14 protein-coding genes, 1 pseudogene and 1 riboswitch are annotated in these 14,951 nt (G+C 44.0%); of the genes and pseudogenes, 4 read left to right on the forward strand and 11 right to left on the reverse strand.

All coding sequences use genetic code 11. From position 1 onward, the window contains the following. Positions 1 to 3: 3 nt before the first annotated feature. The 8 genes and pseudogenes from BLT53_RS13595 to BLT53_RS13630 form a co-directional block, all read right to left on the reverse strand. Positions 4 to 1,389: an MATE family efflux transporter gene (locus BLT53_RS13595; protein WP_211516910.1), complete on the reverse strand. Its 1,386-nt coding sequence runs from the start codon at positions 1,387 to 1,389 to the stop codon at positions 4 to 6. Then, positions 1,386 to 1,742 carry a GIY-YIG nuclease family protein gene (locus tag BLT53_RS13600; RefSeq protein WP_090235564.1) on the reverse strand — a complete coding sequence of 119 codons (357 nt, stop codon included), beginning with the start codon at positions 1,740 to 1,742 and terminating at the stop codon, positions 1,386 to 1,388. The genes BLT53_RS13595 and BLT53_RS13600 overlap by 4 nt, the downstream gene beginning before the upstream one ends. Positions 1,743 to 1,761: 19 nt before the next feature. Then, complete coding sequence (locus BLT53_RS13605) at positions 1,762 to 2,514, reverse strand: DUF2087 domain-containing protein (protein ID WP_090235565.1); 753 nt, start codon at positions 2,512 to 2,514, stop codon at positions 1,762 to 1,764. Positions 2,515 to 2,641: 127 nt separating this feature from the next. Further along, positions 2,642 to 3,835 carry a nucleoside transporter C-terminal domain-containing protein gene (locus BLT53_RS13610; RefSeq protein ID WP_090235567.1) on the reverse strand — a complete coding sequence of 398 codons (1,194 nt, stop codon included), beginning with the start codon at positions 3,833 to 3,835 and terminating at the stop codon, positions 2,642 to 2,644. A gap of 146 nt (positions 3,836 to 3,981) precedes the next feature. After that, positions 3,982 to 4,090, reverse strand: a riboswitch (purine riboswitch). Positions 4,091 to 4,169: 79 nt separating this feature from the next. Continuing rightward, positions 4,170 to 5,045 carry a formyltetrahydrofolate deformylase gene (gene purU / locus BLT53_RS13615; protein ID WP_425284681.1) on the reverse strand — a complete coding sequence of 292 codons (876 nt, stop codon included), beginning with the start codon at positions 5,043 to 5,045 and terminating at the stop codon, positions 4,170 to 4,172. A gap of 559 nt (positions 5,046 to 5,604) precedes the next feature. Then, positions 5,605 to 5,918 (reverse strand): annotated as a pseudogene (locus BLT53_RS25790) (nuclease-related domain-containing protein). A gap of 401 nt (positions 5,919 to 6,319) precedes the next feature. Next, on the reverse strand, positions 6,320 to 7,027 hold the full coding sequence (locus BLT53_RS13625) for a DNA alkylation repair protein (protein WP_090235571.1): 708 nt from the start codon (positions 7,025 to 7,027) through the stop codon (positions 6,320 to 6,322). A gap of 95 nt (positions 7,028 to 7,122) precedes the next feature. Beyond that, positions 7,123 to 10,356 carry an efflux RND transporter permease subunit gene (locus BLT53_RS13630; RefSeq protein WP_090235572.1) on the reverse strand — a complete coding sequence of 1,078 codons (3,234 nt, stop codon included), beginning with the start codon at positions 10,354 to 10,356 and terminating at the stop codon, positions 7,123 to 7,125. A 180-nt stretch (positions 10,357 to 10,536) separates the two neighbouring features. Between BLT53_RS13630 and BLT53_RS13635 the strand changes: the two genes are divergently transcribed. Further along, positions 10,537 to 11,424 (forward strand): TetR/AcrR family transcriptional regulator, encoded by an 888-nt coding sequence (locus BLT53_RS13635; RefSeq protein WP_090235573.1) that lies wholly within the window; start codon positions 10,537 to 10,539, stop codon positions 11,422 to 11,424. 41 nt (positions 11,425 to 11,465) lie between these two features. On the opposite strand, the gene BLT53_RS13640 is transcribed toward BLT53_RS13635, so the two are convergent. From BLT53_RS13640 to BLT53_RS13650, 3 genes are read right to left on the reverse strand one after another with little or no spacing between them, the layout of a single operon-like run. Beyond that, positions 11,466 to 11,990: a ferric reductase-like transmembrane domain-containing protein gene (locus BLT53_RS13640; protein ID WP_090235575.1), complete on the reverse strand. Its 525-nt coding sequence runs from the start codon at positions 11,988 to 11,990 to the stop codon at positions 11,466 to 11,468. Continuing rightward, on the reverse strand, positions 11,987 to 12,862 hold the full coding sequence (locus tag BLT53_RS13645) for an FAD:protein FMN transferase (protein WP_170834346.1): 876 nt from the start codon (positions 12,860 to 12,862) through the stop codon (positions 11,987 to 11,989). Before BLT53_RS13645 ends, BLT53_RS13640 begins: the two co-directional genes overlap by 4 nt. An 11-nt stretch (positions 12,863 to 12,873) precedes the next feature. Next, complete coding sequence (locus BLT53_RS13650) at positions 12,874 to 13,188, reverse strand: hypothetical protein (protein WP_090235577.1); 315 nt, start codon at positions 13,186 to 13,188, stop codon at positions 12,874 to 12,876. 214 nt (positions 13,189 to 13,402) lie between these two features. Here BLT53_RS13650 and BLT53_RS13655 point away from each other — a divergent pair, with 214 nt between their 5' ends. Genes BLT53_RS13655 through BLT53_RS13665 form a run of 3 tightly spaced genes read left to right on the forward strand, consistent with a single transcriptional unit; the run spans position 13,403 to position 14,839 of the window. Beyond that, positions 13,403 to 13,837, forward strand: coding sequence for a MarR family winged helix-turn-helix transcriptional regulator (locus BLT53_RS13655; protein WP_090235578.1), 435 nt, complete (start codon positions 13,403 to 13,405; stop codon positions 13,835 to 13,837). 44 nt (positions 13,838 to 13,881) lie between these two features. Beyond that, positions 13,882 to 14,517 (forward strand): nitroreductase family protein, encoded by a 636-nt coding sequence (locus BLT53_RS13660; protein WP_090235579.1) that lies wholly within the window; start codon positions 13,882 to 13,884, stop codon positions 14,515 to 14,517. A gap of 28 nt (positions 14,518 to 14,545) precedes the next feature. Continuing rightward, positions 14,546 to 14,839, forward strand: a complete 294-nt coding sequence (locus BLT53_RS13665) for a putative quinol monooxygenase (RefSeq protein ID WP_090235581.1) — start codon at positions 14,546 to 14,548, stop codon at positions 14,837 to 14,839. The last annotated feature ends 112 nt before the right edge of the window (positions 14,840 to 14,951 follow it).

Genomic DNA, 14,951 nt, shown 5'->3' on the forward strand with positions numbered 1-14,951 from the left:
TTACTAATCAATCAAACGGATAATCTGTTTATTCTTCCATGACAGCCGGTAATACGCATACTGCAGGGCAAGTGTAACAATAAAGGCAGCCGGATACCCGATCCAGATTCCCCTGATTTCAAGACTGGTATATAGGGAGAGGTAATAAGCAAGCGGAACTTCAACCAGCCAAATAGGCAGGATACTTAATATGGTCGGCCACAAGACAGTACCGCTCGCTCTCATTGTAGCGTTTAATATCGCGGAGTGCCCCATGATCACATAGCTCCATAACGTGATCACCAAAAGGCTGTGAGCGATATCCACTGTCTCACCGTTCGTCAGGAACAAACTCAAAATCGGCCGCGAGAAAAGGTAGATCAGGATAATGATGATTCCTCCAAGTAAGTAGTTAAGCAACAGTCCTGACCGAATGACCAGTTTCAGCCGTCCCATCTGGTTGGCTCCAATCGATTGAGCCGCAAAAATTGATACCGCGATACTCAATGAGATGGCCGGCATCTGCACATAGCTTGCCACCTGGTTAACGACCCCGTAGGCGGCCGTAGCATCCGATCCATATCGGTTAACGAACGAAATGACTGCAATCTCCGATATGGACAGCAGGATCATGCTGATACTGGATGGAATGCCCAGCTTTAGCAACAGCTTCAGCAGTTCCTTGTTGATTTTAAGTTTGCTGGCAATTGAGGAATCAAACTGAAGAGGATGCTTGGTTTTTCGCAAATAAACAACCATCGCGATAAAGGCAACAACGGTAGAAACTACCGATGAATAAGCCGCACCGTACACACCCGTCTTTGGAAAACCAATCCAGCCAAACACAAACACCGGCATAAAAGCAATGTTCAGTACCGTGCTTACTACCAGAAAGTAAAACGGAGTCTTGGAATCGCCGGTTCCCCTCATGAAGGTTGTGTACACCGAATAAAGAAACAAAACTGGGAGCGACCAGAAAAGAATCCGGGCATAATGGGCGCTCACCTGAATAATGTTGTCAGGTGTACCAATGATTCGCAATACTTCATACGTGAAAATGCCGCCCAGTATAGCAAGCATCACCCCGAGTATAAAGGTAAAAGTTAACGTGGTGCCAACGATCGCCTTGAGCTTTTCTTCATTCTTTGCCCCGAACGCCTGCCCGATCAGGATAGAGCTTCCCGAACCGATGCCGATCACAAATGATATGAGCAGAAAGAACAATGGAAAAAAGGCAGAGATCGCAGCCACGCTTTCAACTCCAAGCCATCTCCCGATAATGACCATGCCCACCAGCTGTCCGGCGGATTGCATCACATTGCTGAACAGCAGTGGTACAAGGAAAAGCAGCATCGGCTTCATAACCATCATCTGTGACGGCTGTTCTTGTAACGCTTCGTTTCCATTCATCGCGGTTTCTCCTTATTATAGCCACGGTTTCCAAATGGCTTCAGCTCTTGTAGCCATTTGTTCTCCAGAATTTCAAGTTCCCGTTTTTCATTAAAGTAACCCGTTTCTTTTTTCTCCAGCGTTTCGAGTACCTCGAATTGGAACGCATCTTTTCCGTAGAGATTCCAGTCAGCCTGAAGCTCTCTGTTCGTACTGGAACCCTGCTCCAGCTCAAACTTTCGACCGTTTAATGTTTTTAAATTTCGGGTGCTTCCCACAAACACTTTTTGATTCACGGTATTTTTAATGACGTACACACCCGCTTCAATTTTTGTTTCAAGATATTGCTGCTTTAATTCTTTCTTTCTGTTCAAAACTGTTTCCTTCCTTCTTTTATTTTTTCAGCCAATAGGCGCTTCCATCCGGTTTTCGATCCAGAAACCCATACTCGATCATGTATCTTCGCAACGTGACAAAATCGTAATACACACTTTTTAATACTTCATTGACATCCTTTTCAGCGTAGGTCTCTTTTGGATGAAATAAGGTTGAGATTTCACGCAAAACCACAAGCTTTTGCTTTTCTTTTGCCGGAAAAGTTTTTAATGACTTGCTTCCCTCTATAAAATACTTTTTAAGCATCTTCTCCTGCTCTTCTTTCGTCACATTGTACCGGTCATCCACCATGGTGGCCGTCTGGTGAGGGGGGATCAGTGATGGCGCATGCTCATCCTTTTCCTTCAGAAGTTCCATCAGTGTCAGCAGCATTTTCGCCTGTCGTTCTTTTTCCTTTAAAACAAACCGGTGGTTCCGGATGGTGGAGGTACTTCCGACTTCCATCACCTGCTTGATTTCGTTGTCATTTTTTCCTTCATAAAAAAGACGCAGCAGCCGGTTTTGATGATCCGTAAGTCCGGTCAGCTTTTTATTAAGACCGATTAGATAATCAAAAACCGATCCATGTTCTCTTTGAATATGAAGGTTCATGAATTTTTCTGCTTCATATAAGGTGTTGTCCTGTGGATAAATAATGCCCTTCTCTACTTGATTTCCGCAGAGCAGACAAACAAATTGTTCCTTTTCTTCGAGATACCCTTTTTTCAGGTCCTCAAGGGGGGCTTCCCAAAAACGATCAGATATAACCATTTAATAAACAACTCCTATTAACGTTTACTTATTTACAAACATATTATGATATCGTTTGTTAACTGTCAATTAAAAAAATGAAAAAAAGACCTTTCGGATAATAATTCCGAAAGGTCTTCTTTTATTTTTACCAAACAAAAAGTCCAACAAGCATCGCACTTAACAGCGAAACGGCCATTCCGCTCACAAGCAGTTTCCACACGTTCTTACCGATCACCACAGACTTTTCTTCTCCGAGGATAGAGTTGTACGTTCCATAAATCATACCGACCGTACTAAAGTTCGCAAATGATGTTAAGAAGGTTGTGGCAACCGCCACGGTGTGCGGCGGGAGTGATTTCAATTGTGTTTTCAAATCCATCATGGCCACGAATTCATTGGTTGCAAGTTTAATACCCATTAATTTTGCCACGTATAAAGCATCATGTTTAGGAAGCCCCAGCAGGAACGCAAACGGACTGAAGATGAATGAGAATATTTTTTGAATCGTAAGACCATGGATGAAAAAGCCGAGAATGCCGTTTACCGCAGACGTTAATGCCACATATCCGATGACCATGGCGAGAATGACAATTACCATACGAATACCGACAAGCATACTGTTTGAGATGGTGGAGAAGAAATCTTTCTTTTCTTCCTTCGGTGGAACGTAAACCACGTCCTCTTCTTTCGATACATCCACCGGGTGCAAAATACTAGCAAGCAACAGCGCGTTCAGGCAGTTAAGCGGAATCGCCGCAAATACATAGGTTGCCGGCACCATCGTTAAGTACGCCCCGATAATGGATCCGCTGATACTGCTCATGCTCATCAAACCAAACGTCAAGAGCCTGTGCTGTTTGAGCACCACCAGCTGCTGCCGGATCACCGCAAGCGCCTCTGTATTGCCAAGAAACATCATCTGAATGGAGAAGAAGCTTTCAAGCTTGGGCAGTCCGGAAATTTTCGAAATGACCCAGCCGACCTTATCAATGATCCACGTTAAGATACCGAAATACGAAAGAATATCAAAAAAGGTAACTACAAAAATAATTGGAAGCAAGGCACTAAAGAAAAAATCAACGTTTTCGTTCGCCATGACCGATGGAAAAACAAACGCGGTACCGTCATTTGCACATTGAATGAGCCAGGAAAAAAAAGCTGCAAACCGGTCAATGATCGTCGTACCAATTTTTGTTCCGAGCATAAACCACGTAATCAGCAGCTCAACGACAAACAAAACGCCGATCGATTTCCATTTCACATTTCTCCGGTTCGGGGAACACGCAAAAACAACGCCAACCACAACCAGGATGCCAAGCAGATTAATCAAAAAATACAAACCAACCACTCCCACTTTTTCCGTATATAAAAAGCCCTTATTTCCTGCTCGCCGTCTACCGGACAGAAAGCATGAAAACAAGGGCAATGGGATTATCCATTTGGGAAAATGGTTGTTTCCCAACAAAGATAAATGACCAATCCATTGATGTATTCATACTTCCTTGTAGTCCGGCATTTAACGGCTGCCAGGTAGAGACTATCAGACCGAATTCGACTGTACTGATATTATACAAGGATGTTATTTATTATTTGCGAATAATGGTCATTTTAGTACATATGTCATAGTTTGACAATATCTGCAGAAAAAGTCCTATTTTAAAAAACTTTTTGAATTAATTAAAAACAATGGTTTTGTTTTCGTGAACGAGCACACGATCCTGCAGATGCCAGTTGACCGCACGCGCCAGCACACTTCGTTCGATCGAACGGCCAATTTTCTTCAGATCATCCGCATTATGATGATGGCTTACGCGCTCTACTCCCTGCTCAATGATCGGACCTTCATCGAGGTCATTGGTTACATAATGAGATGTTGCACCAATCAGCTTCACACCCCGGTTATACGCCCGTTCATACGGCTTGGCCCCGATAAAAGCCGGCAGGAAGGAATGATGAATGTTGATAATGCGGTGCGGATGTTTTGAAACAAAATTTGGCGTTAAGATTTGCATGTAACGCGCCAGTATGATGAGTTCAATATTATATTCATCCAGCAGCTGAAGCTGTTTTTCCTCCACTTCCTGGCGAATGTCCTTGTTCGCCGGTATGTAATAAAACGGGATGCCGAGCGACTCCACCAACCCTTTTGAGGTTTCATGATTGCTGATGACAAGCGCAATATCTGCGTCCAAATCCCCGTTTTGATATTCCCATAAAAGTTCAAGGAGACAGTGCGGTTCTTTTGAAACAAAAATGGCGGTCCTTTTTCGTTTGGATGCCAGTGACAACCGCCAGTCCATGTTAAATTCAGAGGCGATTTTCGAAAACGCCTGTTTCAGCCCTTCCGCCCGCTCGTGCAGGTTATCGATTTCGAACTCCACGCGCATGAAGAACATTCCCGCTTCCGGGTCTGTGGAATGCTGGTTGGATTCCACAATATTGGCTCCCTGTCCATATAAAAACTGGGATACCGCCGCCACAATCCCAGGCTGGTCTCCACAGCTGATCAGCAGTCTCGCTTTAGTCGTGTTTCGTGCTTGTTCAATCATTTGCCTAATCTCCATTTCTTTGCCTTTTAGTATCTGAGTATACGGCATTGGAGCGGAAAAGTGAAATGAAAAAGGGGGCTAGTCGTTGGAGGGGAGGTGGTACATGGTGGATTTGTGATTTCCATCATGGTGTGTGGTGGTAGAGCGAAGTAATCGAGTCGTTAAATGAACAGAAGAAATAAGAAGAAAATTCCTTGCTTGCTGGTTGGTAATCGTTGGGCCTATTAACAGGAATAATCTTAAAGGGCATCAACATGAGCATTTTTGCAGGTACAAAAGCAATTTTCACAAAACCAGCTTCCATGTCTTCTTTCCATCGGTAAAAGGCCGCAATCTTTGCACTGTACTCCTTTTAAAAGTTCATGTCTTCCAATGCCAAACTGCTCCAGGATATCAGAATTTGCCTCACTGTGTTGTTTTATAAGAAGACGGATTATTTTCTTTAACTGCTTGTCTGTAAGAACATCCTGATGACAGGCATCTAATTCAGTGATTTTAAGTGGAAGGGCTTCCCGATGAAGGATCGTTCTACGCAGATAGTTATGTTCAGGAGAAATTGTTATTTGGGAGTTTGGATTACTAAAATTACTACAAAAGATTTAATAGGAACTTCAGTAATCTTATGTTTTGTTAACCAAGCTCCAAGCTGAGTCTCATGCCGTTTTACTTGAAGGATCGGGTCGGGAAAGACTTCTTCCATCGTTCGATGGAATTCCTGGTCAAAAAATAGTTTACCGGCGATGTTTTCGCGATGTTTTTCACTTCTAACATGAGGATGAACTTAGGGGAAATGAGCAAAGTATCAATTTGAAAGAAATAATCGTTATGAGGCAGACGGAGATCGTGAAGTATGAAGTAGTTGTGAAAGGTCAGGAAGCTAAGGGATAGTCTATGGAGTGCTCTCCTCTATACCCGGCCATCTTTTTTGCGAGATTTTCTTATATATAGGGGATTTTCGGATGATTTTTTGGCAGCCGGCGCAACAATGATTGTAATTTTAGATCATTAGCGGCAATTGCCGCTTTTTAACGATCATTTTATCACTCCCTTTGCTTAATTTAATACGATTATAAGGGAGAACAGATCCCAGAATTTAACTTACTCTCAAAAATCCTGTATTTATTCTCAAAAAATTTTATTTATTCTCAAAACAGGTCACTTTTTTCTCATATTCCGGTTAAATATTCTCAAACTGATTAACCTCAATGCATTTCGACTAATTTCGACACATTTGTTCGCAACTTCCCCCCACCTCCTTCCCTCAGGCATCCAATCTAACAAATACACGTCTTCTTTTTCACCCCGATCTTGCCGCGGTTCTTCACTTTTAAGATATAGTCAGCAGCAAGTGGGACTTTACAGGCGGTATTGCCGACATTTACATCAACCTTGCCGATCCGGTCTGCTGCGGCCAAGGCTTCGTCATGCAAGTCGGATACGGCACTTCCGGCCATGATCACAAAGCCGTTCATGGCGTAGCGAACACGATTTCGTTCCCCGTGGATGGTATCTTCCACCCGTTTCAGCAACCCGCGAATTTCCTGCAAGTCTAGTTCTTCGTCCGGAGTAATCGACATATAGCCTGCATAGGTGCTCCAGCCGCATACGGCCACCATCTCCCGGTCGTCGTCCATCCACTTGCGTGCCAACTCCAGCGCAAACGGACTTTCTGCTGCCGCATTGGCTACAGTATACTCCGCAGGCATGTACCAATTCGCTTTTTCCACCCACTGTTCCAGCCGCTCTTTAGTCAGCTTTAACGGATCTACCGCAAGTCCAGCGAGGTACATCGCATCATGGTTACCGGTATCATACAACGCCAGAGCCAGTTCCTGATCCTTTTTCACGTATTTAACCAGCTTCTTAAGATCCCCTACCTTCACGCCAAACAACGGTTCCTTTGCGCCATGCCTCATAAAGGTTTTTTTCGTTTGCTCTGAGCCCATTTCTTCCAGCTGGCTCATGATTTCTTCAACTGTCATTCTCACATCACCTCTTCTGCAATAATTCGCTTCCCCCTCAAATAATCCTCCACAAAAAAAAGGCCCGCCCCAATCAGACAGACCTTTTAAAACAATTATTCAGCGGTTTGGCGCTTTCTGTTTTTTCTTGTTAATTTCATTAAAAACTCATAAACCACTGGCACGATGATCAGGGTCAGCAGCGTGGAGCTGGTGAGACCGCCGATAACCGTAACGCCAAGGCCTTTGGAGATTAAGCCTCCGCCTTCAAATCCGAGGGCGAGCGGAATCAATGCACCAATGGTGGCCAATGCGGTCATCAGAATCGGACGTAAACGGGTGGCAGCTGCTTCCAAGAGCGCTTCACGCGTTGGCATTCCTTCGTTCTCCATATGGATCACTCGGTCAATCAGCACGATTGCGTTTGTAACCACGATTCCGATCAGCATGAGTGCGCCGATCATGGCGGAAATGCTGATGCTTTCATCCGCGATATATAGTGCCAAAAGCGCACCGATCACGGTAAATGGCAGGGAGAACAAAATCGCAAATGGTGCAAGAGCGCCGCCAAATGTCACGACGAGTACAAAATAGACAATTGCAACTGCGGCAAGCATGGCCAGACCAAGCTGAGTGAAGGATTCGTTAATATCCTCAGTAACGCCGCCCATCTTGACGTCCACTCCATCCGGAAGATCCAGTTTGTCGATATCCTTTTGGACATCCGTGGACACTTTGTTCACATTCTTACTTGTCACATCACCGCTTACACTCGCATAAATCTTATCATCCTTACGCGTAACGGTATCTGCGGTTTCGCCTTCTTTTACTTTGGCGACATCACTGATGGCTACTTCTTTTCCAGTCGCTGACTGCAGCTTCTTGTTGGTTAGATCATCAATATTCTTGTAGCTGTTTTTATCCACTTTCACATAAACGTTGACGTCTTTTCCATCTTTCTTCAGGGTTGTTAAGGCGGATTGATCACCTGAATCGTTCAATGCCATGCCGATCTGGCTGGCTGTAAGACCAAGCTTGGTTAACTTTTCCTGATCTGCTGCAAGAGTGTATTCTTGATACGCTTTGGAAAGGCTGGAACCAACGTTTCTCAAATCGTTCCGGTCGTTGAGAATCTTTTGGACCTTCTCAGTTACCGGCTTAATATCGTTCATGTTATTTCCGTAGACTTGGATTTCAAGCTTGTTGCTTCCACCGGTAGCGCCAAAGTCCTGCGCCTTCCATTCTCCTTTGTCGGTGGTTCCCTTAAGATCGTCAATGACCTTCTTCTGTTCTTTTTCAAAGTTGGGCGTATCTTTGTCATACTCCATAAAGAACATGGCCTGATTGCTGGCCGCAGGGTTCATCGGGTTCTCCCCGCCAACGGAATATTGGATCGTTTTAACATGGTTTCGGTCAAGCAGAAGTTTCTCTGCTTTTCGTGCTTCATCTTCCACTTCCTTTTTCGTCTGGCCTGGTTCCGGATTAAAGGTAGCAATGACCATCTTCTGTTCATCGGACGGCAGGAAGCTGACGCCGATCTTCGGTACCAGGAACAAGCTGCCGGCAAGCAAAAGAATAGCTAGGCCGAACGAAACAATTTTATGGCTGAGCGACCAGTTCAATACTCTTCTGTAAAAACCGGCAAGTGCGCCAGGCTTTTCGTGGTCCACTTCATTCTTTTTGCTAAGTCCGTTTTTGAATAAAGAATCCGCAAAAGCCGGTACGACGGTAATCGCCACGATTAAGGAGGCCACAAGGGCAAAAACAATCGTCAGAGCAAACGGCATAAAGAGCTCACCGACGGGCCCTTTTACTAGACCCAATGGTAAAAATACGGCAATGGTCACAATCGTGGAGGACATGATCGGGATAAACATTTCGCGGGTAGCGGCTGTAATGAGCTGCTTGCCTCGGATCTCTTCCCCTTTAAGTGACATCCTGCGGTAGATATTTTCGATAACGACGATGGAGTCATCCACTACCCGCCCGATGGCGACCGTCATGGCTCCAAGGGTCATAATGTTCAGCGTGATATCCATTTGTTTTAACGCCAGAATCGCCATTAACAGCGATAGCGGGATGGAAATGACCGCGATAATGGTAGAGCGGAAATTCCGTAAAAACAGAAGAATAATGATGATGGCAAACAATCCGCCGATCAACGCTTTATTCAGCATCGTGCTGACCGAATCCTTGATTGGTGTTGCCTGATCAAAGACGTTGACCGTCTTCAAACCTTCGTGCTCTTTTTTCAGCTGCTTTAATTCTTTATTTACTGCATCAGCTACATTTACCGTATTGGCATCCGCAGATTTGATCACTTGAAGACCGATGGATTCCTGGCCATTCGTTCTTGAAATAGACTCTGCTTTTCCGATGGTTTTGATGGAAGCAACATCTTTTAACTTTACAGTCGGAAGATCTGTTGGCTGTGCTTGCAGCGTTGCATCTGCCTGCTGGGAAGCTCCTTTACCGCCAGCTTGCTGCTGGGCTCCCTGACCGCCCGTCTGCTGCTGGGCTCCCTGACCGCCCGCCTGCTGCTGGGCTCCCTGACCGCCCGCCTGCTGCTGGGCTCCCTGACCCTGTCCTCCTGTACCAGATGCTTGAGGTGTTACCGGGATTTCAAGGTTTTTCAGTTCTTTTACAGTAGTGATACTCCCATCAACAACCACCGATTTTTCGGTGTTGTTAAAATTGTACAATCCTAGCGGCATCGAGGAATTAGCGCCTTTAATGAATTGCTTGACGCTGTCTTCCGTCAATCCGTTTTTCTTTAATTCATCGTCTTTAAAATTAAGCTGGACTTCTTCTACGTTTTGTCCGGCTACCTGTACGGATGAAACGCCCTCCACTCCTTCAAGGGTTGGAACGACATCATCTTCAACAACTTTGGTAAGATCCTTCAGCGATTTGTCCTTGTCGGAAACACTTAATGACAAAATCGGAAGGTCATTAAAGCTTTGCCGTGACACGCTTGGATCGTCCACTGAATCGGGGAGATTAATGTTGGCAAGAGCTTCTTGCACTTCCTCTTTTGCTTTTTCCATGTCTTTATCAAAACTGTATTCGATTTGTACCGATGAGACGTTTTGATAAGAAGAGGAAGTGACCGAATTCACTCCTGACAGATTCTTGACCTTCTTCTCTATGGGAATGGTCACTTTATCTGCTATCTCTTCAGGAGTTGCACCTGGATATGCTGCTGATACAGACACAATCGGTGTGTTGATGTTCGGCATCGTCTCGAGTTTCATATTTAAACCGGAATACAACCCGGCCGCTACAACAAGCAGCGTTAACAGCCAAACGGCAAATTTATTCTTTAAACAGAATCGGATAATTGCACTCATTTTTCCTGCTCCCTCCACTAATGACTGACCAGTCGGATTATGCTATAATATAAATGAACGGTCATAACAGTTTTAAATATATCGGACCGTCAGCTGTAATGCAAGGAATTATACAGAACGAATAATGAATAGATATCTTTTGGCAATTTAATTAGAAAAACAGTTACTCGGAGGTTTGGGATGAAACAAAGAAAAGTCGAAATTATTGAATCTGCGATTGCTTTGTTTGCGGAGAAAGGTTTTCATTCAACATCGATCCAGGACATAACCGATCATGCTGGAATGTCTAAAGGAGCATTTTATAATTATTTTTCTTCAAAAGAAGAATTGATGGTAGCGCTTTTTCATTTCTATAATGATAAAATCACCCATAGAATTTCAGAGATCGAAGGCCAAAACCTGCCTCCACGTGAAACGATTAAAAGGCAGATGATTGCGCTATTTACTTCCTTTACAGAACATAAAAACTTTATCATCATGCATTTCAGGGAACAAAATTCCACGATCAACGAAGAAATGCGGAAGCATATGCTGAAAACGCAGTACAAGTCTATGAAATGGCTGGAGAAAAACCTGCTCGCACTGTATGGAGAGGGTATTATCCCTCATTTGGGAGACTTAATCCTGATGGCTCAGGGGCTGCAAAACACCTACATTCGTATTTTTGTTTTCGATGACCAGCTGCTCCAGCCGGAGGCATTGGCAGAGTTTTTGCTTCAGCGGCTTGATGATATTGTAGAGGGTTTGAAGAAAAAGAACTCGGTGATGATCTCCAGCGACAATCTGGAAAACCTTTTTTCGCGATTGCATCTTCATAGCGAACAGTCCTTGCAGGATACCATTCACCAACGCCTTTTTACGATGGCACAAACAATGGACAGCCTTCCCCTTTCGGCCGAAAAAAGGGATGAAATGAAAAGCGTCATCGAATTTTTACTGAGTGAGAACGAAAAAGAAACACCGAACAAAATGGTGTTCCAAGGGATGCTCGCCAACTTAAAAGGTATCAAAGAGCTGGAAAGTGACCGAAAGGATATCGCCCGGATTATGGGCATTGAACTTCTTTAAACAAAAAAATGCCAACGGTATTTGCCGCGGGCTTTTTTTTATTAATGGCTAAGTTTTTTTGAACGGGTCATGACGGAACCAAGATAGACGGTTCCTCCGATAACGACAGTGAATGTACTCCAGTAAAAAACAGGTGCCCAAATGGCCGATGAATCAGTACCCATCAGGATTCCGTGCAAAAAGGAAACCAGCCAAAGCGGAAAAACAAGATAGTGTGTTTTCTTCCATGCTGACCGGCCGATCATCTTCATGAAATCCGATGTGAAAAGAACGATGAGCAGTAAGTAAGCGCCAATGGTTCCCAACGCAGACAGAAGCGGCTCGTAGGATGATGCAAAAGGAATAAAAATCTCTGCCAGCGTGTATGGCTGGAACTGATCAAATAGCAGAAGAAAAGCATGAATGCCGATAAAAAGCATCGCAACCTGGCCGATGATCTGGTGAAACGAAAGATAAAATCCTTTGTTTCGCGGGACATGGCGCAGAATTCCTGCAAGAAGAGACAGGGTAAGCAAGAAATAAGCCGTCAATCCTGTCACACGTACGAGTATCCAAATCCAGTTCATTGTGCCACCTCCATTTCTCTATATAATGTTTGATTTCCACCCGTCACAAGCTGATGGTCTTCGAAATAAATAAAGTACGCGATCCGCGGGAGGTTTTTCTGCAATAGGGCTCTCGCATCCTTAAACGGAAGAATACAAAAGATTTTTGCAGCCATTTCTGCCTCCATCACGGTATCCGCAATAACACTCGCCTGCAAGACCCCATTGTTTGCCGGTTTTCCTGTTCGGCCATTCAGGATGTGATGCGAATTGTTCCACTTTCTATAATTCTTTCCTGAGGTCGCAAGGGCAGCATCCTTTAGCTGAAGGCAAATCATATCTTGTCCCATGTATACCGGATGCTCTATACCTGCAGTCATTGTGCCCGTAACGAGCAGGTCACCACCCGCATTAATCAGCCAATTCTCTGCTTTTGTATAAAAACGCTCCTTCATCCGGTCAATAATAAATCCTTTTCCAAAGCCGCCAAAGTCAAAAGAGAAGTGCTGCTTTTTCATGATCCAGCGATCCGTAAGTACCTCGATCGGCAAGCGAAACGGAAGAGACCGCTCATTTGAGGAAACAGTCATCGGCTTTTCCATAAATGGCTCTCTTTCTTGAAATGAGGAAACATACCCTGCGCTCTTCATATCCTCGCCGACAAAAGGGTGAACATAGTAATGAGCAAGCTTCGCGAGTATTAATGACCGCTTTAACAGGTCAAACAGTTCGTGTTTCAAAAACACCGGTGAATGCAATGACGCGTTATTTACAAAATCCAGCGAATTTCCCTTGATAAAACGGCTGGCGTTTTGTTCAAAGCTCAATATCTCTTCTTTCATCCGCTCTTTGATCTCCATTTTCATACCTTCCAAAATAATTTTACTGTTCATGGCTTGAAACATCATCGCGACGAACCTGAACTTCCATGCCCCTGTTCAAATCCTCCGCTAGGAGCTTGCTGAAAATTATCCTGTCCCCAGTCAGATGATTGCCCTTGATCAAAATGATCGTTATCCTGCTGGCCGCCGTCTGTAAAACCGAATGAGCCGCCCTGATCTTTGTTAAGGTCATCATCTTGATACGCGTGCCGTTTGCCGTTCTGCGTGGAGTTATTTGGTACAGCTGTGCCCGTCTGATGCTTGGAAACCAGCCCTCCGAATGTAAAGAAAGTCACAGCGCTAACGGAGATGACAGACCACTTCACTTTTTTATTCATTTATCACACACTCCTCTATTTAAAGGTGAATTATCGCTTTGTTCTTCTTGAGGTATAAACAAAGTTTAATTCGTAAAGCTTAATAAATCCTTAACTTTAAAACACTCTTGTTGACAAACCATTTTAATCGCGTTATATTGTTTGACGTATCAAACATTGAGGTGTCAAAGATTATTCCCTCACTCTATTTTTTGGATAGGAAAGAGGAGATTCCATGGACCATTCATGCACGTCAAAAGCGCAAATTGCTTATATATTACGGGAGCTTCACTACCAGATCAGTCCCAAGTTTGAACGTTGTACCGGGATCAGCCAGTCCCGTCTGGAGCTTCTTCAGCATTTATATGATGCCGAAGAGATCAGCCAAACAACGCTGCAAAAAGTGGTGCATATTGATAACGCAGCTGTCACCAGGCATTTAAAACAACTGGAGGCTTCAGGGATGGTGAACCGGCGAAAGAATCCACAGGACAACCGAGTCACCCTTGTAAGCTTGACGAAGCAGGGCCGCAGCAAAATCCTTTCCTATCGAAAGGAAAAGGATCAATTTGTCACTAACCTTCTTCAAGGCTTTACAGAAAAAGAACTTCCTGTTCTTGTTGATATGCTTCAGCGCATGCAGCAGAACGCCGAACAAATTGAAGGTTAACCTTTAGACACCATAGAACAACATAAATAAAGGAGAATGTACTCATGAATACAACACTCATCAATGACTATAATGAAATCTTAACAGGACGCCGTTCCATCCGGTATTACGACCCTTCTGTTAAAATCAGCAAAGAAGAAATGACAGAAATTCTGTCAAAAGCGACGTTGGCGCCTTCTTCTACCAACATGCAGCCTTGGCGTTTTCTTGTAATTGAAAGTGACGAAGCAAAACAAACCCTATTGCCTTTGGCGAAATTCAATTCTTCTCAAGTGGAAACATCCGCTGCCATGATCGCTGTCTTTGGCGATCTGAACAACTTTGACAACGGAGAAGAAATTTACAGCACTGCAGTTGAAAAAGGATTTATGCCACAAGAAGTGAAAGAACAAATGATGGAAAAGCTTTCTGCGCATTTTGAAAACATCGATCCAGCAGACAATAAGGACGTTGTTCTCGTTGATGGCGGAATTGTATCCATGAGCCTTATGCTGGCTGCCCGTGCGCATGGCTATGATACATGCCCAATTGGCGGTTATGAAAAAGATCAAATTGCTGAAGCTTTCGGATTGGACAAGGAACGATATGTACCAGTTATGCTGGTTTCTATTGGTAAAGCAGCAAATCCCGGATACCAATCTGTTCGCTTACCTGTTGAAAAAGTGGCAGAATGGAAATAAACCAACATTTACAAAGGGGAGAATGAAAATGATAATAATTCACGCAAAAATGTTCGTTAATCCAACAAAAGAAGAAGAATTTCTTGAAGAAGTACAGCAGCTGATCTCCGCCTCTCAGGAGGAGATCGGCAACGTTTCCTATGATCTTTTTAAAGATACAGTCGAAGACAGTGCTTATCTAATGGTAGAAGGATGGAAAGACTTAGAGGCAGTAGACGCTCACAACAAGAGCAGCCATTTCACTGAGTTTGTAGGCAAAGCCCAAAACTATTTGATCCGTCCACTGGATGTAAAAGTATTTAATGCCCAGCAGGTTAAATAAAAAAATGAGAGCCTCAACTAGCTGAGGCTCTCATTTTTTTCTCTTATTTATTAAATTGACCGTAATCTTTGCGGTTATATGGCACTGAAAGCCTTAAAGGGCTGAAAAAGTA

It is taken from the genome of Fictibacillus solisalsi (assembly GCF_900103485.1).
In the GTDB taxonomy this organism is placed as follows: domain Bacteria; phylum Bacillota; class Bacilli; order Bacillales; family Fictibacillaceae; genus Fictibacillus_C; species Fictibacillus_C solisalsi.